The sequence below is a fragment of the Rhodococcus sp. NPDC060086 genome (assembly GCF_042730275.1).
GTDB lineage: Bacteria > Actinomycetota > Actinomycetes > Mycobacteriales > Mycobacteriaceae > Rhodococcus.
The window spans coordinates 122,399-144,514 of record NZ_JBHWWZ010000009.1; the positions used below are offsets into that span (position 1 = coordinate 122,399).

The following is a 22,116-nucleotide window of genomic DNA, read 5'->3' on the forward strand; positions in this document are numbered from 1 at the left end:
CCACTCCAAAACCTTCCCCCGGCGGCTTGGTCGCGCCGCCCGCGGGGGGTGGGGACGGGGGGGGGGGGGTGGCGGCGCCCCCGGCGGGGCCCCGCCCCCGCCCGCTCACCGAATCCCGGCGTACCGTCAGTCACGCTTCCACCTCAGCAGGTAGCCGCGTTCTTCGTCGCTGAGCCGACGGAGTCGCTGCGTGTCGATGTCGAATGCGGCGATCTGGGTGGACGCGATGATCGACGGCACCGCGTCTGCGGGTGCACCGCCGGGCCGCACCTCATAGCCGATCGTGAAATCGACCGCGCGCACCTTCTCGGTCCACATCATGACGTCGAGGGGGCCGTCGTCGTGTCGCAACTGCCCGCGGTAACGGACGTGGAGGTCGGCGATCACGGCGCCCTCGCGCAGGCTCTGGGTCGGTCGCCCGTCGGCGAACAACCACGGAATGCGGGCTTCTTCGAGCAGGGTCACCATCCGCGCGTGGTTGATGTGTTGGAAGACGTCCATGTCGGACCACCGCACCGTGACTTCCGTGTGGAATCCGAATTGCTCGCCCGCATCGCTCACGCGTTTACCTCCGATCGGGTGCGCTGGTGCGCACCATGCTCCTGATCTGACGTGCTGCCACCGACAGGATGGCCAGGTCCAGACTCCCAGACGCGAAGATCTCGTCGAGGGCCGACCTCGCCCGCACGAGCCGCGAGCCGTTCGACATCTCCCAGTCTTCGATCATCTCCGGGCACGTCTCCCCCGGCTCGGCGCCGGCGAGGACATCGAGGACGAGCGAGCGCAACGATCCGTACAGTTCGTCGCGCAGGGCAAGACGCGCAAGGGAGTGCCATCGGTCGCCACGTTCGAGTTCGGTGACGGCCGACAGCAGCCGGTCGATGCCCAGGTGCGCGTCCATCGCGTAATACAGCTCCGCGACCTCCGATTCCTCCCGTTCCGCGATGTCCGCGATGTCGACGACGTCGAGGAGCGGGAACTGGTCGAGAAGCCGGTAGACCATCGCGACCAGGTCCGGGGGCGCGTGCTGCGCGAGGATGCGCTCGGTGCGTTCCTCGAGGTTCCGCACGTGGTGACCGCGCATCCACTCACCCACCTGCGGTGCAAGATTCGCGAACAGCTGCCGGTAGCGGCTGATCTCGGCGCCCACCGCCAACGGCTGTGGCCGACTCGACAGCAGCCACCGCGACGCACGATCGAGGACGCGGCGGGATTCGAGCAGCAGATCGTCCGCGATGTCGGTCGGCAGGTCGGCCGATCGGATCCGATCCCAGATTCCACGCAGGCCGAAGATCTCGGTGACCGCGGCGAACGCGCGGACGGCATCGGTGCGCGATGCCCCTGTCTCCTCGCAGAGGCGGAAGACGAAGGAGACGCCGCCGTTGTCGACGGTGTCGTTGGCAAGGATCGTCGCGACGATCTGCCTGCGCAGTGGGTGCGCTCTGATACCCGCGCGGAACCTGGTGCGGAGCGCGCGCGGAAAGTAGCCGGGCAATCGGGTCGCGAACGTGTCGCTGTCGGGGAGGTCGGTGTCGAGCAGGTCGTCGACGAGGGAAAGCTTGACGTGGGCGAGCAGTTGCGACAGTTCCGGCGAACTCAGGCCTTCTCCGTCTGCGCCTCGCTGTTCGAACTCGGTGTCGTCGGGGAGCGCATCGAGGATGCGGTCGAGTCGCCCCTCTTTCTCGAGTTCGGCGATGAGCCGTTGGTGCACGCCGAGCAGCGCGGGTGCGGACACCCGTTCCAAGCCGAGGACTCCGTTCTGGCCGATGTTGTCGGCAAGCACGAGTTCGGCGACGTCGTCGGTCATCGATGCGAGCAGTGGGTTGCGTTCCTCGCTGTCGAGGTTGCCGGAGGTGACCATCGAGTCGAGGAGGATCTTGATGTTGACCTCGTGATCGGAGCAGTCGACACCGGCGGAGTTGTCGATCGCATCGGTGTTGATCTTTCCACCGCTGCGGGCGAATTCGATCCGGCCGAGTTGAGTGACACCGAGATTGCCGCCTTCCCCCACCACCCGGGCGCGCAGGTCGGCGCCGTCGACGCGGACTGTGTCGTTGCCTTTGTCCCCGACGTCGGCGTGCGATTCGGATCGTGCCTTGACGTAGGTGCCGATGCCCCCGTTCCACACCAGATCCACGGGCGCGCGCAGGATCGCCCGAATCAGTTCTGGCGGGGTGAGTTCGATGACATAAGCGGGCAGCCCGAGCGCCGCACGGGCCTGTTCGCTGATCGGGATCGATTTGCGGGTGCGTTCCCACACTCCGCCCCCGTCGCCGATGAGAGCCGGGTTGTAGTCGGCCCAGGACGAGCGGGGCATCTCGTACAGTCGACAGCGCTCCTCGAACGACGGTGCCGCTTCGGGGTCGGGGTCGAGGAAGATGTGGCGGTGGTCGAACGCGGCGACCAACCGGATGTGTTCACTGAGCAGCATTCCGTTGCCGAACACGTCGCCGCTCATGTCGCCGACGCCCACCACTGTGAAGTCCTGACTCTGAGTGTCGACACCGAGTTCGCGGAAGTGCCTCTTGACGCTCTCCCATGCGCCGCGGGCGGTGATCCCCATTTCCTTGTGGTCGTATCCGGCCGATCCTCCGGACGCGAATGCGTCGCCGAGCCAGTACTCGTATTCGGCGGCGACCGAGTTGGCTAGATCGGAGAAGGTGGCGGTGCCCTTGTCCGCTGCGACCACGAGGTAGGTGTCGTCATCGTCGTGCCGTACCACTCGCCGCGGCTGAATCGCTGTGCCGCTCGCTCGGTCGAGGTTGTCGGTGAGGCCGAGCAGGGCAGCGATGAATCGGCGGTAGCAGGCTTGGCCGGATGCGCGTGTGGCCTGCCTGTCCGCGGCTGCGTCGCCGGTGGGCGGCGGTGGGCGTTTGACGACGAACCCGCCTTTCGCGCCGACCGGGACGATCACCGCGTTCTTCACGGCCTGTGCTTTCACCAGGCCGAGGATTTCGGTGCGGAAGTCCTCGTGGCGATCGGACCAGCGGAGTCCGCCTCTCGCGACCGCACCGAAACGCATGTGCACGCCCTCGACGTCCGGTGAGTACACGAACACCTCGAACTTCGGCCGTGGTTCCGGCAGTTCCGAGATGCCGCTGGGATCGAACTTGAACGCCAAGGTGCGGCTGCGGGCCTCGTCGTCCGGCGCAGGCACGAAGAAGTTGGTACGCAACGTGGATCGGATCAACGACAGCAGGGCACGCAAGATCCGATCGGCGACGAGACCGGTGACGGCGTCGATCTTCTCGAGCAGTTCGTCGGTCATGGTCTGCTCGCGGACGTCGGATGCGCGATCCGGATCGAATCGGGATGCAAACAGTTCCACGAGTAGCGCGGTCGTACCGGGTGCGGCGAGCAGAACACCTTCGATGTTGTACTGACTGTACGGAAACCCGGTCTGCCGAAGGTATTTCGCGTATGCGCGGAGCATCGTGGCCTGCCGCCAGGTGAGTCCGGCACGGAGCACGAGTTCGTTGAAACGGTCCGTCTCGGCATGACCACGCCACGCCGCGGCGAACATGTCGGTGATGCGGCCCGCGACAGTCGGATCGGTGTCGAACAGTCCGGGATCGAGGTCGTCCGGCAGGTACAGGCCGAAATCGTAGATCCAGCAGTCCACACCGTCGGATCTGTGCAGCAGGTAGGGCCGCTCGTCGACGACCTCCACGCCGAGGCTCTGCAACACCGGAAGGACCCGGCCGAGCGTCACGGGTTCCGACCCGATGTAGAGCGTGAAGCGCCAACTCCGGCGGTCATCGGTGTCGGGCCGGTACACGAGCGTGTCGAAGTCGCCGGGGCTGAGCGCTTCGAGCCGAATCAGGTCGGCGAGCGCGCGTTCGGAGCTGAAGTCCTCCTTGTACGCCTCGGGGGCGGCGTCGAAGTACCGCTGGACCAGCGCCGGATCGACACTCGGATCGTTAGCGGCCACCTCGGCGAGCCGGTCCTCCCAGCTGCGGCTGGCCTTCGCGAGAAGCGTCTGGATGCGTTGCCTGTTGCTCTCGGAGGTGTCGACGCGGGGACGCACATGGTCGGGAAAGCGGACGGTGACGTGCAGTAGCGCCAGGTCGCCTTCGGACACTCGTGCAGTGTAATCAAGTGTGCCACCGCCGAATTCGTCGAGCAGAATGTTCTGCATCCTGATCCGGACCTTGGTGGTGTACCGGTCGCGGGGAAGGTACACCAGGCACGACACATATCGCCCGTACGTGTCGACCCGAACGAAGAGCCGCACCTGCCGACGGATCTCGACCACAGATATCACCGTCGTGTAGAGCGTCTCGGGGTCCATCGACAGCAATTCCGCGCGCGGCAGGGTCTGCATGATCTCGAGCATCGCCTGGCCGCCGTACGACGACAGTTCGACGCCCGCACGGGCGATGACGCCGCGTGCACGTCGTCGGAGCAGCGGGATGTCGAGGATGTTCTCGTGCATCGCCGTCACGGTGAGGATGCCGAGGAAGCGATGCTCGCCGACGGTGCGCCCCTCGTCATCGAGGATGCCGACTCCGACGAAGTACGGATACACCGAGCGGTGCACGGTCGCGGGACGAGCACCTTGAGTGAGCACGAGCAGTGGCCGGCGTTCGGGATGGACTTCGGAGGGCAGGTCGATCGGATCTGCGGTCTCGGACACCGTGCGCAGCACACCGAGGCCACTGTGCGGGATCGCACGCGAACGGCTCACGCCGTCGCTGTCGCGCTCGTCGAATTCGTAGCAGCGATACCCGAGCATTGCGTAGTTTCCGCGAGCCAGCCACCGCAGCAACTCGGCTGTCTCGGTGAGGTCGGCCGTCGAGTGGACGGAGGCGGGGGCGGCAGCGAGTGCGTCGAGTTCCTCGGCGAGCCGGTTCTGCAAGGCTCGCATGGCATCGGTGTCGACGACGACCTGCCGCACATCGTCGAGCACACCGCCGATTTCACGCTCGATCCCTGCGAGGACGTCCAACGGCGTGGTCGGGTGCAGCTGGATGTGTATCCACGATTCTGCGGGCTCGTCGCCCTGCAGCGCGCCGTACGGGGCCATGTCGAGAAGCGCGCCGACGGGGTCGCGGTGGACCGCGAAGACCGGGTGCACCAGCGCGGCGATCACCGCGCCGACACGGGAGAGCAGTGCCGTGACGGACTCCACCAGCAGCGGCATGTCGTCGGTGACGATCTGTACGGCGGCACCGACCGTGTCGTCCGGCCGGTAGACACGGGTCGTGGCCGTGCCTGCGGGGCGGTCGAGGCCGAGCTCCAGATGGGCAGCTGCAGCAGCCTCGGGATCGTCTATTCCGTCCGCGGACTGCACGTACGCACGCTCCAGGACTCGCACCGTGGACGAAATATCGCGCGAAGCCGCCGATTCCGACATCAACATCACTCCCCTCGCTTGCCGCCGAAACCGCGGACGCCGCGGACGGGCCCGTTGCCGAGCCTATCCGCGGCGTCCGATGTCAGGAGGCGAAAGCGTGGGCCGTCGCCGATCCGATCTTGCTGTCAGGTCGTCGCAGCGACCCGATACCGGCCGAGTACGTCGCGTTCGCCGTCGGTGATGCGACGCGGACGCTCGGTCTGCATGTCGAACCCGACGAGGACCGCGTCGCCGTGGGCGCACACCGCACCGTCGCGGTCGCGCACCGTATGTCTGAGCGTGTAGGAGGTGTTTCCCACGTGCATAGCGGTGATCTCGACGGTGACCGGCCCCGACTCGTACTTGATGGGAAGAAGGAATTCGACGTCCATCTTCCGCACCACAATGGCGAGGTGCCGCATCTCGTCGGACTGCAGGAACTTGATACGTCCCTCCTGCATGTACTCGACGACCTTGGCGTTGTTGACATGTCCGAGCTGATCCGAATCACCCCAGCGAACCTCGACCTGAGCTCGATAGGGTTCGACCGAGGTCGCGGGCACGGCCTGATCAGTCACGCGTCAACTTCCGGTGGGTGACCCGATGCGGACGTGCCGCGTCGGCGCCGAGACGCTCGACCTTGTTCGCCTCGTACGCCTCGAAGTTGCCTTCGAACCAGAACCACTTGCCCTCTTCGACGTTGCCTTCCCACGCAAGGATGTGGGTACAGGTGCGGTCGAGGAACCAGCGGTCGTGGGAGATCACGACGGCGCAGCCCGGGAACTGCTGCAGCGCGTTTTCGAGCGAGCTCAGGGTTTCGACGTCGAGGTCGTTGGTCGGCTCGTCGAGCAGGATCAGGTTGCCGCCCTCTTTGAGGGTCAGCGCGAGGTTCAGGCGGTTGCGCTCACCACCGGAGAGCACCCCGGACTTCTTCTGCTGGTCCGGTCCCTTGAAACCGAACGCGCTGACGTACGCGCGGGACGGCATCTCGTTCTGTCCGACCTCGATGTAGTCCATGCCGCCGGACACGACCTCCCACACGTTCTTCGTGGGATCGATGTTGGCGCGGTTCTGATCGACGTAGCTGAGCTTGACCGTATCGCCGACCTTGACGGTGCCGCTGTCGGGCTCTTCGAGGCCGACGATGGTCTTGAACAGCGTGGTCTTACCCACACCGTTGGGGCCGATGACACCGACGATGCCGTTACGCGGCAGGGTGAAGGACAGGTCCTTGATCAGGACACGGCCGTCGAAGCCCTTGTCGAGGTGGTCGACCTCGACGACGACGTTGCCCAGACGCGGGGGCGTCGGGATCTGGATCTCTTCGAAGTCGAGCTTGCGGTGCTTCTCGGCTTCCGCAGCCATCTCCTCGTAGCGTCCCAGACGCGCCTTGCTCTTCGTCTGCCGAGCCTTGGAGCCGGACCGGACCCACTCGAGCTCCTCCCTGAGGCGCTTCTGCAGCTTCTGGTCCTTCTTACCCTGAACTTCGAGGCGCTCGGCCTTCTTCTCCAGGTAGGTCGAGTAGTTGCCCTCGTACGGGTGCAGCTTGCCGCGGTCGACCTCACAGATCCACTGGGCGACGTGGTCGAGGAAGTACCGATCGTGGGTCACGGCGAGGACTGCGCCGGGGTACGACGCGAGGAACTGCTCGAGCCACAGCACCGACTCGGCGTCGAGGTGGTTGGTGGGCTCGTCGAGGAGCAACAGGTCGGGCTTGCTCAGCAGCAGCTTGCACAGCGCGACACGGCGACGCTCACCTCCGGAGAGGTGGGTGACGGGCTCGTCCGCGGGCGGGCAGCGCAGCGCGTCCATGGCCTGCTCGAGCTGGGAGTCGACGTCCCACGCGTTGGCGTGGTCGAGCTCCTCCTGCAGCTTGCCCATCTCGTCCATGAGCTCGTCCGAGTAATCGGTGGCCATGAGCTCGGCGATCTCGTTGAACCGGTCGAGCTTGACCTTGATCTCGCCGAGGCCCTCCTCGACGTTCTGCCGGACCGTCTTCTCCTCGTTGAGCGGGGGCTCCTGCAGCAGGATCCCGACCGTGGCGTCCGGGTCGAGGAACGCCTCGCCGTTGCTGGGCTGGTCCAGGCCCGCCATGATCTTGAGGATCGACGACTTACCCGCGCCGTTGGGCCCGACGACACCGATCTTCGCGCCCGGATAGAAGCTCATGGTGACATCGTCGAGAATTACCTTGTCACCGTGCGCCTTGCGCACCTTCTTCATCGTGTATATGAACTCCGCCATGAAGACCAGCGTATCCGCCAAGCGCGCAGATCCCATATCCTGCGGTTCTACCGTCGCCCCGCAATGGCCGAAGGCGACATTCGTGCAGCTCATCGCACCCGAGGTGACATCGAGCCATGACGCTGTAGGTCAAGGTGCGGTGAACAGGCCCGCGACGAACGGTGTGGTGTCGGGCAGCGACACAGCCATCGTCTCCGAATGCCCCGTCGGATAGGTGCGGAACAGCGGTGCAGCGCCCCCGGCAGTCAGGTCGGCGGCAAGCTTGAACGACAACGGAGCCGGCACCATCGTGTCGCGTAGTCCCTGGGCGAGGAACATCGGCCGGTCGAATCCTGTGACGGGAACTCCCAGGTAATCGGTGAACGCGGAACGGAACCGGTCGTCGGAGAGCGGTCGCGTCAGCAGATCGCCGATGCCCACGCCTGCGTAGCGCTCGGTCAGCTCGTCGTAACAGAGGTCCTCGGCAGCGGCGAGCACCTCACGACCGGTATCGGTGAGGTAGCTGTCGAGATCCAAGGCCGGATCCGCGTCACGGAGCCCGGCGAAGATGTAGGCGCTGAACGTGGTGAGGCCGTCGAGACCGAGGTTCGGGAATCCCGGGAAACCGAGAGGGAAGACCAGTTCGAGATTGGACGGTGCACCGGTGGTCACCGTGCCACGGAAGTCGAGTTCGGGCGCACGTGTGGTCGCGAGGTGCGCGGTGTGGAGCGCAGCGTGGCCACCTTGCGACTGTCCGACCACGACCCACTCGCCGGACAGGTTCGGTTCGGCCGCGCGGCCGGCGCGAACGAGATCGACGATGCTGTTCGCGGCGCTCTGTCCGTCCAGGTAACGGTGAAGTCCTTCACTGCCCAGCCCTGGGTAATCGGCTGCCACCACCGCGTAGCCCTGCCCCAGCCAGTGGTCGAGGTAGGCGGTGTCGCGGGCACTGCGCGGATTACGCGATGGGGCACAGGAATCCGACAGCCCGGTCGTGCCGTGCGCCCACGCGAGAATCGGCCACCCGCCCTCGGGTGCCTCGCCGGGCGGCAGGAACAGCACACCGGTACCGACCGTGTCCGCCCCGGAACGCCATTGCGTCCGGTAGGTGATCTTCCGAGTGCTCGAGGCACCGGGCACCGACAGTTCGTCTGCCGGCGATTCGACCGAGACCACGGCGCCGGGCGTCTCCCGCGCGTGTGCCGGTGGTGCAACTACCACGGCGACGGCCAGCAGGACACACATCACGACGCCGGTGACGCTCGGCGCCACTCGCCGGCGCACAGCAGGAACGCTCATCCCATTTCTGCTCGACACACCGAGCACAATACGTGCTACACAGCCCGACTCGTCCGAACACGTCCCGATTGAGGCCTCGGGGTTGTGGGTAGTCAGCGCGCATGACGCAGCCACCCTCCCTCACACCCACACCGCCGGAAAATCCGTTGCATCGCACCGATTACCCACGTGTCGTCGTGGTGGCAGTGAGCTCGGTCGTTGCCGTAGCCGGGTCGTTCTTCGGCTCCGGCGCTGTGGCAGGCACACCGGTAGCGGAGGCCGCAGGCGGCGCGCTGGGATCCGACGCCACAGCCGTCGCCCCAGGCGGCGCCGCCTTCTCGATCTGGACACTCATCTATATCGGACTTCTCGCGCTCGCCGTGTGGCAGGCGCTACCGGCCCACCATGCCGATTCCCGCCAGCGGGCCCTGGGGTGGTGGATCGCTGTGTCGATGATTCTCAACGCCGCGTGGATCCTGGCGATCCAGTTCGACCTTCTCGCGGTGAGTGTTGCCGTGATTGCGGTTCTGCTCGGCGTGCTGGTTCACATTTTCCTGGGGCTGAGCCGCTCGAGGCCGTCGACCACGCTCGAAGCGGTCGTCGTGGACGGCACGATGTTCCTGTACTTGGGCTGGGTCATGGTCGCGACCGTGGCCAATACTGCGGCCGCCCTCGAGTCTGCCGATCTCGATCCGTTCGGGTGGGGCGCGGACGCCTGGGCCGTCATTGTGCTTGCGGTGGTCGCGGCGGTGTCGGTGTTGGTGGCGTTCGCGGGCCGCGGACGACTGGCCGTCGCGGCCGGAATCGCGTGGGGACTGATCTGGATCGCGATCGCACGCACGCAGGACGGTGGGCTGATGTCGACGCCTGCCGCGGTGGCCGCATCGGTCGCGGCAGCGGTCGCAGTGGTATCCGCCGTGGCGGTCCGGCTCTGGGCACGAGACCGCCAGGCATCGTGACCGCCGGGCATCGTGACCGCTATCGCTCTTCGTGATCCCGCCGCGCCAACTCGGCGAACATCGCATTGTGCGCGGCCAGATCGGCGTCGTCGTCACGATCGGCGGCCCGGTCGACGCGGCGGGCAACGCGTCGGTCACTGCGCGACCACTGCACCACCAGCGCGATCATCACGAGTACGAGCGGGATCTCACCCGCCGACCACGCGATACTGCCACCGACCTTCTGGTCGGAGAACAGATCGGCGTTCCACGGCAATGCGAGACTGCGATAGTAGGGCTCGGCCATCACCGAGCCCATGCTCATCAGGGTCACGCCGAAGAAGGCGTGGAAGGGCAGCGACCCGAACACCATCGCCAGCTTGGTCACGGGCTGCACGTCGCGCGGTGAAGGATCGACACCGATGACCACCCAGTAGAAGAGATAGCCGCTCAACAGGAAGTGCAGATTCATCAGTACGTGCGCGGTGTGACTGTCCGCGAACGTGGTGAAGATCCCTCCCAGGTACAGCGCATAGAACCCGCCGACGAACATCACCGACGCGACGATCGGGTGCGTCAAGAGGCGTGACGGGGGGCTGTGCAGGAACTCGAGGATCCATTCGCGCGGACCGGGCGGGGCGCCGCGTCCGGCAGGTCTGAACGCGCGCAACGCCAGGGTCATCGCTCCACCGAGGGCGAGCAATACCGGGGTGAGCATCGACATCGCCATGTGGGCACCCATGTGCACGCTGAACATGGCGGGCGAGTACATCCCGACACCGGAGCTGGTCGTCACCAGCAGGACGAAGCATCCCGAGAACCACGCGATGGACCGACCGATCGGCCACGTGTCGCCGCGCTTACGCAGCGTCCGCAGTCCGATCGCGTACCCGGCGGCGAGCACCAGGGCCGCCGTGCCGAAGATCAGGTCGAACCGCCATTCGCCGAAGAACAGGTTCATGAACGTGGGCGGTGCATCGAGGTTGTAGCCGAGCTCCACCTCGAGGACCGACGGTGCCCTCACGGGTGGGGGTGGCGGCGTGCGTCCGAGTCCCACCGCCAGACCCACGGTCGCCGCGAGTATCAGGGACTCGACGGCCGCGAACCGGACGAAGGCTCCGCGGTTCGTCGGATCGGCTTCGAGGTCGGGCAGCGCGCGCCGGCGCTGCGCCCACCCGAAGATACCGAGCACGACCAAGGCCACCGTTTTCGCGACCACCAGCCGGCCGTACGTGGTGGTGAACAGATCGTCGAAGGGCACCCGCACCGCCGAGTTGATCACGCCGCTGATCGCCATCACCACGAACGCGATGCTCGCGACGAACGAGAATCTGCGGGCCGCCAGGTCGGAGTGCTCGCCTCGCCGCCACGCGTGAGCGAGTACTGCGAACAACCCGCCCGCCCACACCGACGCCGCCACCAGGTGCAATACCAGGCTGTTGGTGGCCATGTCGTGTGAGCCGCCGGTAGACGAATGCCCCGTGAGCGCGATCGGCATCAACGCCACGAGGGAGAGCAACAGCAGATAGGGCGTCCACGACCAGCGCAGGGCCAGCCGGGTCACGATCGCTGTGATCAACGCGAGCACGGTGGTCCAGGCCCACGCGAGGGCCGTCTCGACCTGCCCGAGGGCCGCGAACAGGTTCTCCGGTTTGATCGCCTCGGTCAGCGGCTGGCCCGAGGTGTCCGACAGTGTCAACGGCACCATCAGCGCTGCCGTGACCGCCCACACCACCGCGGCGACACCTGCGGTCCGCACCGCGCGATATCCGCCGACGTCCAGGACCCCGCCGGCTTGCGGAGGAACGAGGAACGCCGCGAAGAACAACGATCCGATGGTCAGAACCGTCGCGATCTCCGACACCGCGCGCACCATCGGAAGTCCGTAGGTGGTGAGCGGACCGGGGTCGGGAATGCCGAGCATGACCAGCGCCTGCGCTGCCGACAGACCCACGACTATCGCCGCAACAATGGCCGCGACGACGCCGAAGAGGACGAACAGCGCAGAGGGGTTGCCGCGCGCAGGTGTGGGAGCGGGCAGCGGTGCCTCCCGCTCGAGATCGGGTGTTGCCATGTCTACCAGGGTAGGACTTCGCAGAATCCGGCTACGACGCCGTGTCGGAGACTCGTGTCACCACCGAGGAGTACGGCGAACTTGTGGGCAGGCAACTATGCATGGCGGTAGGGCGGGCCGAGCACCACGTCGATCGCGTCGCGCAGAGCAGCGAGCGTGTCGGCGGGAAGCAGCGCGTCGCAGTGAGGCAAGGCCGCAGCCATCGAACCGGTCGACGGCGCGAAGTCGCGCAGACCGGCGCGCGGATTGAGCCACACCACCCGGTGCGCGCGTCGCCGGATCTGTGTCATGACCCGAGCCAGGTCGTCCGGATCGTCGCTGTCCCACCCGTCCGATGCGATCACGACGATCGCGCCCCGCAATGAATGGCCACGATGGGAACGCAGAACAGAAGAGAGTGATCCTGCAATCCTGGTACCACCGAAACGCGTCTCGACGTGGTCGTTGACGGCGTCGATCACCTGCTCGACGGACCGGTTCCTCAACGTCGGTGTCACACGGGCCGCCGTGGTCGAGAATGCGAATACCTCGGCATCTCCGGTGCGCACGACAGCGCGCATCAAATGTAGATAGATGTCGACATAGGTGCGCATCGAGCGGCTCACGTCGCAGAACAGCACGAGTCGACGACGACGCCGCGCAGATCGGGTGTGGACGAGCCGTACCGGTTCGTACCCCGTGTGTCGCGATGCCGCGATGCTCGCACGCAGATCGAGCCGTCCAGTGTGATGCGATTCGCGTCGGCGGCCGACCCGGGTCGGCCACGTCACCGCGGCATGCTCGAGCCACGAGGAGATCTCGGCCAGGCGTGCGGGATCGAGGTCGGAGAAACGCTGATCGGCGACAGCTTCGAGGGCGCTGGGAATCCGGTCGCCGGGTCTGGGACTGTCCTCCGACGACCGTTCGCTGAGAGCACCGGTGACGGTGCGTGTCACCCACGGCAGATCGCCGCCCGCCTCGAAGCGACTGCGACCGACGGTCGAGGAAGTCGTCGACGACCGGTCGTGCCCACCGTCGTGGAGTCCGGCGCGGCGAGCATGCGGATCCATCGGCACCATGCCGTGGTCGAACACTGCCGAGAACACGGCGTCGAACTTCTCGAGGTTCTCGTGTCGGTCGACGAGAGTGAGCCGCGTCGCCCAGTACAGCTGCGAACGAGTGCGCGGAGGATGCAGGCACAGTGCCCGAGTCAGTGTCGCGGCACCGTCGACCGTCACGGCAATACCGGATCGACGGAGCCGATCGGCGAGACCCACCGCGAACGCCGCCAGATCGACCCCGGGAAGCAGAAAGGCGGTCACGGTGAACCGGCCACCACGAAATCGGTGAAGGCCTCCCCCACTGCATCGCGATCGTCGGGGGTTTTGGCGAGCGCCGCCAACGACACGCCGGCGCCGGGACGCGCGAGGTCCGAGACGCCGAGCGCCGAAAGCGCGGACACCCAGTCGATGGTTTCCGCGATGCCGGGGGCCTTGTCGAGGTCGAGTCCGCGTACCGCGGCCACGAAATCGGTGGCCCGCCCGATGAGCGCCGCGTTCGCCTGCGGCACCGTGCGCCGCAGGATCTCGACGGCGCGTTCACGGTCGGGGTAGTCGATCCAGTGGTAGAGGCAACGGCGACGCAATGCGTCGTGCAGATCGCGGCTGCGGTTGGACGTCAGAACCACGACGGGCCGCTGTGCGGCAGTGAGTGTTCCGAGTTCGGGGACGGTGACGCTGAACTCACCGAGGAACTCGAGCAGGAGGGCCTCGAATTCATCGTCGGCCCGGTCGATTTCGTCGACCAGGAGGACGGCCGGAGCATCGCCCCGATGCCGGACGCACTCGAGTATCGGACGTTCGAGCAGGTATTCCTCGGTGTAGAGGTCGTCTTCCTTCGGAGCGCTTCCGTGAGCTTCGGCGAGACGGATGGCAAGCAGTTGACGCTGATAGTTCCAGTCGTACACCGCCTCCGAGATCGACAGCCCCTCGTAGCACTGCAACCGGATCAGCTTGCTCCCGAGGACATCTGCAAGCACTTTCGCCGCGGTGGTCTTACCGACACCGGGTTCTCCTTCGAGGAGCAGCGGCCGACCCAGTTCGGCGGCCAGATATATCGCGCTGGCGGTGCCTTCGTCGAGGAGGTGGTCGCGGGAGTCGAACCGTGCGAGCACCTCCGCGACGTCGGTGAAAGACCACGATCGGGTCGAGTCGCTCACGCCGCGTGTTCCTTCTGGTAGGCGCGTCGGCATCCGGGGCAGCAGAACCACACGTCGGCGCCTGCGACGACGAGGTGCGGCGTCGACTCCGTCACCGTCACGGTCATGCCGCACACCGGATCGACAGCGGTCAGCAACACCGGACGCGCGACTCGGGACGTTCGTGGGAGTTCGCCGCTGCGCACAGCTCGCACGATGTCGGCGACAATCGACAATCCGATCTCCGCCGGCGTCCGCGCCCCGACGTCGAGTCCTGCCGGGGTGTGCACCCGCGCGCATTCCTCAGCGCTCGACTCGATCCCTTCGAGGACCGCACGGCCGCGCCGGGGGCTCGCAACGAGACCGACGTAGCCGACACCCGCATCGAGCGCGGCCCGGATCACCGCGGCTTCGTCGCCGCCGTGCGTCGCGATGATCACTGCGGACGTGCTGGCCGGGATATAGGATCCGCTGACCTGTTCGACCAGGTAGTCGACCCTGCGGGCGAAGTCGGCGACCGCCTGCGCGATCGGCGAGGTGCCCGACACCGCAACGAGTGTGGGCGGCAACTGTGGTTCGAGGAAGATCTCCATCGCTCCTCCCGACATGCAGGGGTTGACGGCGATCGTCGCGCCAGGTGTCTCCGGGAAGCCGTCGGATTCCGCGGGCAGGACCCGCAGCAGTACACCCTCGCCCCGGTCGAGCGCCTGCTGTGCTGCCGCGCGCACCGAGGTTTCGGTGCACTGCCCGCCCACGAATCCTTCGATCGTGCCGTCGATGAGCACGAGTGCGCTGTCGCCGGAGTGAGCGGACGTGGGTGCTTGAGCACGGACCACCGTCGCCCGCACGAACGGCAACCGGTCTTCGCGTAGCTGTGCCTCACGGACGTTCAGATCCATGCCCGCTCCCCCTCTCGCTCTGCCGGTCCGGTTCGGTTCGGTTCGGTTCGGTTCATCAGATCGGGGGTGTCGCCCGGCCCTGCATTGCTTCCCATACCCGAGACGGGGTCAGCGGCATGTCGGCGTGCTTGATCCCGAGCGGCTTCAACGCATCCAGCACGGCGTTGACGATGGCGGGCGGTGAGCCGACCGTGGCGGATTCACCGATTCCCTTCGCGCCGATCGGGTGGTGTGGCGACGGGGTGACCGTATGTCCGGTCTCCAATGTCGGCACCTCGAGCGCTGTGGGGATCAGGTAATCCATGAACGAACCGCCGAGGCACGTGCCGTTCTCGTCGAACGAGATCATCTCCATCAGGGCCATGCCGATGCCGTCGACGATGCCCCCGTGCACCTGGCCCTCGATGATCATCGGGTTGATCCGGGTACCGCAGTCGTCGACCGCGAGGAATCGACGGACCTTCACCTCGGCGGTGCCGGGGTCGATGTCGACGACACAGAAGTATGCACCGTACGGATAGGTGAGATTCTCCGGGTTGTAACAGATCTGGGCTTCGAGACCCCCTTCGAGCCCTTCCGGGAGGTCGCCGGCACCGTGTGCGCGCATCGCGATGTCCTGAATCGTCACAGCCGCGGACGGATCGCCCTTGACATGGAAGGAGCCCTTGTCCCATTCGAGGTCGGCGACGGAGACCTCGAGCATCCCCGAAGCAATGATCTTCGCCTTGTCGCGCACCTTACGTGCGACGAGAGCTGCCGCCGCACCCGACACCGGCGTCGACCGGCTGCCGTAGGTGCCGAGACCGAACGGAGTGTTGTCGGTATCGCCGTGCACGACATCGATGTCGTCGGGCGGGATACCGATCTCCTCGGCGACGATCTGCGCGAACGTGGTCTCGTGCCCCTGCCCCTGGCTCTGTACAGACAGTCTCACCACCGCTTTGCCGGTCGGGTGCACACGGAGCTCGCAGCCGTCGGCCATGCCGAGACCGAGGATGTCCATGTCTTTGCGGGGGCCCGCCCCGACCGCTTCTGTGAAGAACGCCATGCCGATGCCCATCAACTCACCGCGGGCCCGGCGCTCGGCCTGTTCGCGACGCAGATCGTCGTAGCCGATCATGCCCATGGCCTTGCGCATGGTGGTCTCGTAGTCGCCCGAATCGTACTTCCAGCCCGTCTGGCTGGTGTACGGGAACTGGTCGGGTCGCAACAGGTTCTTCAGCCGCAGCTCCGCCGGATCCATCTCGAGATCGAATGCGAGGCAGTCGACGAGCCGCTCGACCAGGTACACGGCCTCGGTGATCCGGAACGAGCACGCGTACGCGACGCCGCCTGGCGCCTTGTTCGTGTGGACGGCCGTCATGTGACAGTAGGCGGCCTCGATGTCGTAGCTGCCGGTGAACACACCGAAGAACCCGGCCGGGTACTTCACGGGTGCGGCCGTGGCATTGAACGCACCGTGGTCTGCAAGAACCTGAGTCCGGATCGCGAGGATCTTGCCGTCCTGGGTCGCCGCGACCTCGCCGACCATGATGTAGTCGCGTGCGAAACCTGTGCTCATCAGGTTCTCGCTGCGATCTTCCATCCACTTGACGGGCTTGCCGATCACGAGGGACGCGACGATCGCCCCCACATAACCGGGGTAGATCGGAACCTTGTTGCCGAATCCGCCGCCGATGTCGGGTGAGATCACCTGGATCTTGTGTTCGGGCAGACCCGCGACCAACGCGTACAACGTGCGGTGGGCGTGAGGTGCCTGCGTCGTCGACCACAGCGTGAGCTTGCCGGTGACCCGGTTGTAGTCGGCGACCGCTCCGCAGGTCTCCATGGGTGCCGGGTGCACCCGCGGGTAGACGATCTCCTGGCGGGTGACGACGTCGGCGCGCGCGAACACCGCGTCGGTCTCCGCTGCATCGCCTGCTTCCCAGTCGAAGCAGTGGTTGTCGGTCTTGCCCTCGAGGTCGGTGCGGATGATGGGTGCCTCGGGCGAGAGTGCGGTGCGGACGTCCACGACGGGTTCGAGGATGTCGTAGTCGACATCGATGAGCTCGAGCGCGTCGCGTGCCGAGTAGTGGTCCTCGGCCACGACGAACGCGACCTCCTGACCGTGGAACCGCACTTTGTCGGTGGCGAGCACGGCCTGCACGTCGTTGGACAGGGTCGGCATCCACGCCAGACCCTTCTCCGCAAGGTCGGCACCGGTGATGACGGCCTTGACCCTCGGGTGCGCCAACGCCGCAGAGGTGTCGATGCCGACGATCCGAGCATGCGCGACCGGAGAACGCAGTATCGACATGTGCAGCATGCCGGGCAGCCGGATGTCGTCGACGTACTGGCCCTGCCCGCGGATGAACCGGGGATCCTCCTTTCGGAGCATGCGACCGTGACCGCACGGCTTACTGTCGTTGTCCACAGCTGCCGGATCTCCTGTTTCCTGGACTTCGCGGTCCGATTCGACAGCGGTCATGACGTGGCCTCCGCATCCTTGTCGGAGTTCGAGTGCTCGGCCGCCCACCGCACCGAGCGCACGATCGTGGTGTAGCCGGTGCACCGGCAGATCTGACCGGAGATCGCTTCACGGATCGTCGCGTCGTCCGGGTCCGGATCTCGGTCGAGCAGCGCGCGAGCGGTGATCATCATGCCCGGTGTGCAGAATCCGCACTGGAGTCCATGACATTGCATGAAGCCTTCCTGCACCGGATCGAGAACGCCGTCCTTCTCGAGGCCCTCGACGGTCCGCACCTCATGGCCGGCGGTCATCGCAGCAAGAGTCGTGCACGACTTGACGGGTTCGCCGTCGATCGAGACGACGCACGTCCCGCAATTGCTGGTGTCGCAACCCCAGTGGGTTCCGGTCAGCTGCAGATGGTCGCGGAGGAAATGGACGAGCAACGTACGCGGTTCGACGTCGGCCTCGACGTCTTCACCGTTGACCGTCATAGAGATCTTCATCAAGGTCGATTCCCTTCGAGCGAGCCGAGTCGTGCGACCGCGCGGCGTAGCGTCCGCACGGTCAGTTCCGAGGCGAGGTGGCGCTTGTATTCGGCGGTGCCACGTTGATCGGATTCCGGTGAGCATGCGGCCGATGCGATCGCTCCGGCCTCGCGGAACAGCTCCTCCGACGGAGCCTCACCGCGGAGCAGATCCGTGATCGCCGCGAGTGCCTCCGCATCGGCCCGGACAGCGGTGAGGCCGACACGGGCGTCCGTGATGGCGTCGCCGGACATCCACACGGCGGCGCCCGCCGCTGCGACTGCCCAGTCGCCTGCGCGGCGCTCCACCTTCGCGTAGGCACTCGAACCGGCGCCCTTGCGCGGCAGGCGGACCTCCACGAGGAGCTCATCGGGTGCAACCGCTGTTTGGTAGGGACCGAGGTGGAAGTCCGCGAACGACAGCTCGCGCACTCCCGACGGTCCGCGGAGGACACACGTGGCATCGAGCACCGAGCACACCGTCGAGAGGTCTTCGGCAGGGTCTGCCTGACACAGCGAGCCACCGATCGTGCCGCGGTTGCGCACTACCGGGTCGGCGATGACCTTCTCTGCGTCCCGGAAGATCGGGAACACGGCTTCGAGGTCGTCGGACTCGAGCAGCGTGCGGTGACGGGTCAGTGTTCCGATACGGGCCATCTCCGGCTCGAGCTCGATGTAGGCGAGTTCGTCGCCGAGATCGTTGATGTCGATCAGATGCTCCGGATCGGCGAGCCTGAGTTTCATCATGGGCAGCAGACTGTGGCCTCCCGCGATGATTCGGGACTCCTCACCCAACCGCTCGAGCAGAGCTATCGCGTGTTTCACGTCTACGGCGCGCTCGTAGCCGAAGGGTCCTGGAACCTGCATGTGTCGCTCCCTGCCTAGGGTGGATCCCACCACAACGGACATGCGGCATGTATCCCCATCCGCTGTGTTGCTCAGGGTAGCGCCGACAACGGTTTCCGGCGTCGAAACCGGACTATTGCGACTAATCCCCATTTCGGTACCCGCATCGAATGTGCGCGATCACATCGCACGCATGATCGAGACGCCCGCCTCGGGACAAGGATCAGTAGCCACCTTGGTGTGCTTCCACTCGACTGCGAATACCGTAGAAGCCGTAACCTCTGTGACCCGACAGGAGCATCACCGCCCCCATGGACGTGATCAACGAACTCATCATCGGCCAGGCAGCAGCCCTGTGGGTCTATCCTCTTCTGTTTGTCGTCTGCATCATCGACGGCTTCTTCCCCCCGGTGCCGAGCGAGACCATTCTCGTCACCCTCGCGTCGCTCTCGGGCTCGACCGGTAAGCCGTATCTCTGGATGGTCATACCGCTCGCAGCACTGGGCGCGATCATCGGCGACAACATCGCCTACACGATCGGACGGAAGGTCGGCACCGAACGCTTCGCATGGATGCGCAAGCCCCGGACCCGCAAGGCGTTCGCGTGGGCGCGCCACGGTCTGGACAAGCGCGGCGCGGCCATCATCATCACCGCTCGGTACATCCCGATCGGCCGGATCGCCGTGAACATGACAGCCGGAGCTACGCGCTATCCGCGGAAGAAGTTCGTGCCGCTGACGATCATCGGAGGGATCACTTGGGCGGTGTACTCGTCGATGATGGGACGACTCGTGGGCGGGTTCTTCCACGACCAGCCGCTCCTCGGCGCAGTCGTCTCGATCTGCGTCGCCGTCTTGCTGGGCATCGGGGTCGACCACGTGATGCAGAGGTTGCATGCGGGCAAGGTGGACGTGGTCGACGAATCGGACTCCGCGTCGCCGTCCGACGACGCCACCGAGGCGAACACCGAGGCGAACACCGAGGCGAACACCGAGGATTCCGGAGACCCGGGGCCCACCCGCACCGTGTGAGAGACCCTCTCCGCGCCCGACGTCGCGGCCCCGTTAAGATTTTGGCCGCGCCCCCGTAGCTCAGCTGGATAGAGCAAGAGCCTTCTAATCTCTAGGTCGCAGGTTCGAGTCCTGCCGGGGGCACCCACTTTCGCAGTCCCCGACCTAGGCGCAGATCGCCATACAATCGATGTCGTTGTATGTGCACTGCAATCCTGTGCACGAGCTCTGCTCCAGGAGGTCGCCGATGACCGGCCACAAGAAGAACGACGCGGGGCCGAAGTTGCTCTCGGGTGGCAATCCTCAGATCCCCAAGGGTGAGGGAAACATCCCTGTCGCGGCGTATATCACCGCTATGCCCGAGTGGAAACGCGATATCGGCGAGCGCCTCGACGCACTCGTCGTCGACGTGGTTCCGGATGTGCACAAGGCAGTCAAGTGGAACCAGCCGTTCTACGGATTCGAAGAGGACGGCTGGTTTCTCTCGTTCCGTTGCTACACGAAGTATGTGCAGGTGCAGTTCTTCCGAGGGACGTCACTCGCCCCCGTCCCACCGAAGGCCTCCAAGCACGACGAGGTGCGCTACCTCGACATCCACGAGGACGAGGAACTGGACGAGGACCGGCTTCGCTCGTGGATCGAGCAGGCCAGTCGCCTCCCGGGCGAGAACATGTGAATCCACGCTGGCCACAACCGTATCTCGTGCCGTGCAGCAGCCCTACATCTCTGCGTTCACCTCGGTAGACCGACCGCGACGAGCACGCGGCGTGCAGGGCAGAATCGCGTCGAATCCACAGTCTCCGAATGTTCTGCTTCGGCAACCCCGGCACGCACGTATTCAGGCGCCGCGACACCTGTGTTCCTTATCGCACGAGGGCACCGGATTACCGGAGAGCAGTACTCGGCCCCTATAGTTCACGACGTAAATACGGTGTAACAGTCTTCTCACAGTCAGGTAGGTGGGCGTGTCGACCTCGGACCGCATCGCAGAGATCTATGAACAGGTCAAGGCCCGCAACGCGGGCGAGCCCGAGTTCCATCAGGCTGCGGCCGAGGTATTCGAGTCTCTGCACGTAGTGCTCGAACGGCACCCCTCCTACTTCGACTCCGGGCTCATCGAGCGTCTCTGCGAGCCCGAGCGGCAGATCATCTTCCGTGTGCCGTGGATCGACGACCACGGTCAGGTACACGTCAACCGTGGTTTCCGCGTGCAGTACAACAGCGTGCTCGGCCCCTACAAGGGCGGCCTGCGTTTCCATCCGAGTGTAAATCTCGGCATCGTGAAGTTCCTCGGCTTCGAGCAGATCTTCAAGAACGCACTCACCGGCCTGCCTATCGGTGGCGGCAAGGGCGGCTCGGACTTCGACCCCAAGGGCCGTTCCGAGCAGGAGATCATGCGCTTCTGCCAGTCGTTCATGACCGAACTGCAGCGCCACATCGGTGAGTACACCGACGTCCCCGCGGGTGATATCGGCGTCGGCGGCCGCGAGATCGGCTACCTGTTCGGCCAGTACAAGCGTCTGACGAACTCCTACGAGTCCGGTGTCCTCACGGGCAAGGGTCTCACCTGGGGCGGATCGCAGGTCCGCAAGGAAGCCACCGGCTACGGTGTCGCATACTTCGTCGCTGAGATGGCCAAGGCCCGCGGATACTCCATCGAGGGATCGACCGCAGTGGTGTCCGGCTCGGGCAACGTCGCGATCTACGCGATCGAGAAGATCCACAAGCTCGGCGGCAAGGTCGTCGCGGTATCGGACTCCTCGGGTTACATCTACGACAAGAACGGCATCGACTGCAGTCTCCTCAAGGAGATCAAGGAAATCCGTCGCGGCCGTATCTGCGAATACGCGGAAGAACGCACCGACGCCGAGTTCTTCGCCGACGGCAACATCTGGACCGTGCCGTGTGATATCGCGCTCCCCTGCGCCACCCAGAACGAACTCGACGAGGACGCCGCCAAGACCCTTGTCAAGAACGGTGTCAAGGTCGTTGCCGAAGGCGCGAACATGCCGACCACCCCCGGCGGTGTGGCGGTGTTCCGCGAGGCAGGCGTTCGTTTCGCTCCCGGCAAGGCAGCCAACGCCGGTGGCGTCGCCACCTCCGCACTGGAGATGCAGCAGAATGCGTCGCGCGATTCGTGGCACTTCGACTACACCGACGAGCGCCTCGCGGGCATCATGCGCGACATCCACGGACGCTGCATCGAAACCGCTGCCGAGTACGGCAAGCCGGGCGACTACGTGCACGGCGCGAATATCGCCGGCTTCGTGAAGGTCGCCGACGCGATGTTCGCGCTCGGCGTCATCTGACGACGCTCGCAGATCTGCTGTGAAAGCTCGCAGCCCTGGTGGTCATCCACCAGGGC

General features: G+C 65.7%; 16 protein-coding genes and 1 tRNA gene. 5 read left to right on the forward strand and 12 right to left on the reverse strand.

The window, feature by feature from the left end:
• Positions 1 to 126: 126 nt before the first annotated feature.
• The 5 genes from ACFWB0_RS08415 to ACFWB0_RS08435 all read right to left on the reverse strand — a co-directional run bounded on the left by ACFWB0_RS08415 (position 127) and on the right by ACFWB0_RS08435 (position 8,803).
• Positions 127 to 561: an acyl-CoA thioesterase gene (locus ACFWB0_RS08415; protein ID WP_378489976.1), complete on the reverse strand. Its 435-nt coding sequence runs from the start codon at positions 559 to 561 to the stop codon at positions 127 to 129.
• Positions 562 to 565: 4 nt separating this feature from the next.
• Positions 566 to 5,356: an NAD-glutamate dehydrogenase gene (locus tag ACFWB0_RS08420; protein WP_378489977.1), complete on the reverse strand. Its 4,791-nt coding sequence runs from the start codon at positions 5,354 to 5,356 to the stop codon at positions 566 to 568.
• 125 nt (positions 5,357 to 5,481) lie between these two features.
• Complete coding sequence (locus ACFWB0_RS08425; RefSeq protein WP_378489978.1) at positions 5,482 to 5,913, reverse strand: acyl-CoA thioesterase; 432 nt, start codon at positions 5,911 to 5,913, stop codon at positions 5,482 to 5,484.
• The gene (ettA, locus tag ACFWB0_RS08430; protein WP_378489979.1) at positions 5,906 to 7,579 is read right to left on the reverse strand and encodes an energy-dependent translational throttle protein EttA; all 1,674 of its coding nucleotides are present in this window, start codon (positions 7,577 to 7,579) and stop codon (positions 5,906 to 5,908) included. The genes ACFWB0_RS08425 and ettA overlap by 8 nt, the downstream gene beginning before the upstream one ends.
• Before the next feature lie 129 nt (positions 7,580 to 7,708).
• Entirely contained in the window at positions 7,709 to 8,803 is a 1,095-nt protein-coding gene (locus ACFWB0_RS08435; RefSeq protein WP_378489996.1) for a lipase family protein, read from the reverse strand.
• Between the two features lie 155 nt (positions 8,804 to 8,958).
• Between ACFWB0_RS08435 and ACFWB0_RS08440 the strand changes: the two genes are divergently transcribed.
• Entirely contained in the window at positions 8,959 to 9,795 is an 837-nt protein-coding gene (locus tag ACFWB0_RS08440; protein WP_378489980.1) for a tryptophan-rich sensory protein, read from the forward strand.
• 19 nt (positions 9,796 to 9,814) lie between these two features.
• On the opposite strand, the gene ACFWB0_RS08445 is transcribed toward ACFWB0_RS08440, so the two are convergent.
• From ACFWB0_RS08445 to ACFWB0_RS08475, 7 genes are all read right to left on the reverse strand, one after another.
• Entirely contained in the window at positions 9,815 to 11,848 is a 2,034-nt protein-coding gene (locus tag ACFWB0_RS08445) for a cytochrome c oxidase assembly protein (RefSeq protein ID WP_378489981.1), read from the reverse strand.
• 95 nt (positions 11,849 to 11,943) lie between these two features.
• Positions 11,944 to 13,149 carry a VWA domain-containing protein gene (locus tag ACFWB0_RS08450; protein ID WP_378489982.1) on the reverse strand — a complete coding sequence of 402 codons (1,206 nt, stop codon included), beginning with the start codon at positions 13,147 to 13,149 and terminating at the stop codon, positions 11,944 to 11,946.
• A complete protein-coding gene (locus tag ACFWB0_RS08455; protein ID WP_378489983.1) occupies positions 13,146 to 14,045 on the reverse strand; it encodes an AAA family ATPase in 900 nt (299 codons plus the stop codon). The genes ACFWB0_RS08450 and ACFWB0_RS08455 overlap by 4 nt, the downstream gene beginning before the upstream one ends.
• Entirely contained in the window at positions 14,042 to 14,923 is an 882-nt protein-coding gene (locus ACFWB0_RS08460; protein WP_378489984.1) for an XdhC family protein, read from the reverse strand. The genes ACFWB0_RS08455 and ACFWB0_RS08460 overlap by 4 nt, the downstream gene beginning before the upstream one ends.
• 55 nt (positions 14,924 to 14,978) lie before the next feature.
• Positions 14,979 to 17,390 carry an aerobic carbon-monoxide dehydrogenase large subunit gene (locus tag ACFWB0_RS08465; protein ID WP_378489985.1) on the reverse strand — a complete coding sequence of 804 codons (2,412 nt, stop codon included), beginning with the start codon at positions 17,388 to 17,390 and terminating at the stop codon, positions 14,979 to 14,981.
• Complete coding sequence (locus ACFWB0_RS08470) at positions 17,387 to 17,875, reverse strand: (2Fe-2S)-binding protein (RefSeq protein WP_378489997.1); 489 nt, start codon at positions 17,873 to 17,875, stop codon at positions 17,387 to 17,389. Before ACFWB0_RS08470 ends, ACFWB0_RS08465 begins: the two co-directional genes overlap by 4 nt.
• A complete protein-coding gene (locus tag ACFWB0_RS08475) occupies positions 17,875 to 18,762 on the reverse strand; it encodes an FAD binding domain-containing protein (RefSeq protein WP_378489986.1) in 888 nt (295 codons plus the stop codon). Before ACFWB0_RS08475 ends, ACFWB0_RS08470 begins: the two co-directional genes overlap by 1 nt.
• A gap of 290 nt (positions 18,763 to 19,052) precedes the next feature.
• Between ACFWB0_RS08475 and ACFWB0_RS08480 the strand changes: the two genes are divergently transcribed.
• The 4 genes from ACFWB0_RS08480 to gdhA all read left to right on the forward strand — a co-directional run bounded on the left by ACFWB0_RS08480 (position 19,053) and on the right by gdhA (position 22,060).
• The gene (locus tag ACFWB0_RS08480; RefSeq protein WP_378489987.1) at positions 19,053 to 19,772 is read left to right on the forward strand and encodes a DedA family protein; all 720 of its coding nucleotides are present in this window, start codon (positions 19,053 to 19,055) and stop codon (positions 19,770 to 19,772) included.
• Between the two features lie 49 nt (positions 19,773 to 19,821).
• A tRNA-Arg gene (locus ACFWB0_RS08485) sits at positions 19,822 to 19,895 on the forward strand.
• 103 nt (positions 19,896 to 19,998) lie between these two features.
• Positions 19,999 to 20,427, forward strand: coding sequence for a DUF1801 domain-containing protein (locus tag ACFWB0_RS08490; RefSeq protein ID WP_378489988.1), 429 nt, complete (start codon positions 19,999 to 20,001; stop codon positions 20,425 to 20,427).
• A 289-nt stretch (positions 20,428 to 20,716) separates the two neighbouring features.
• A complete protein-coding gene (gene gdhA / locus ACFWB0_RS08495; protein ID WP_378489989.1) occupies positions 20,717 to 22,060 on the forward strand; it encodes an NADP-specific glutamate dehydrogenase in 1,344 nt (447 codons plus the stop codon).
• Positions 22,061 to 22,116 lie beyond the last annotated feature (56 nt).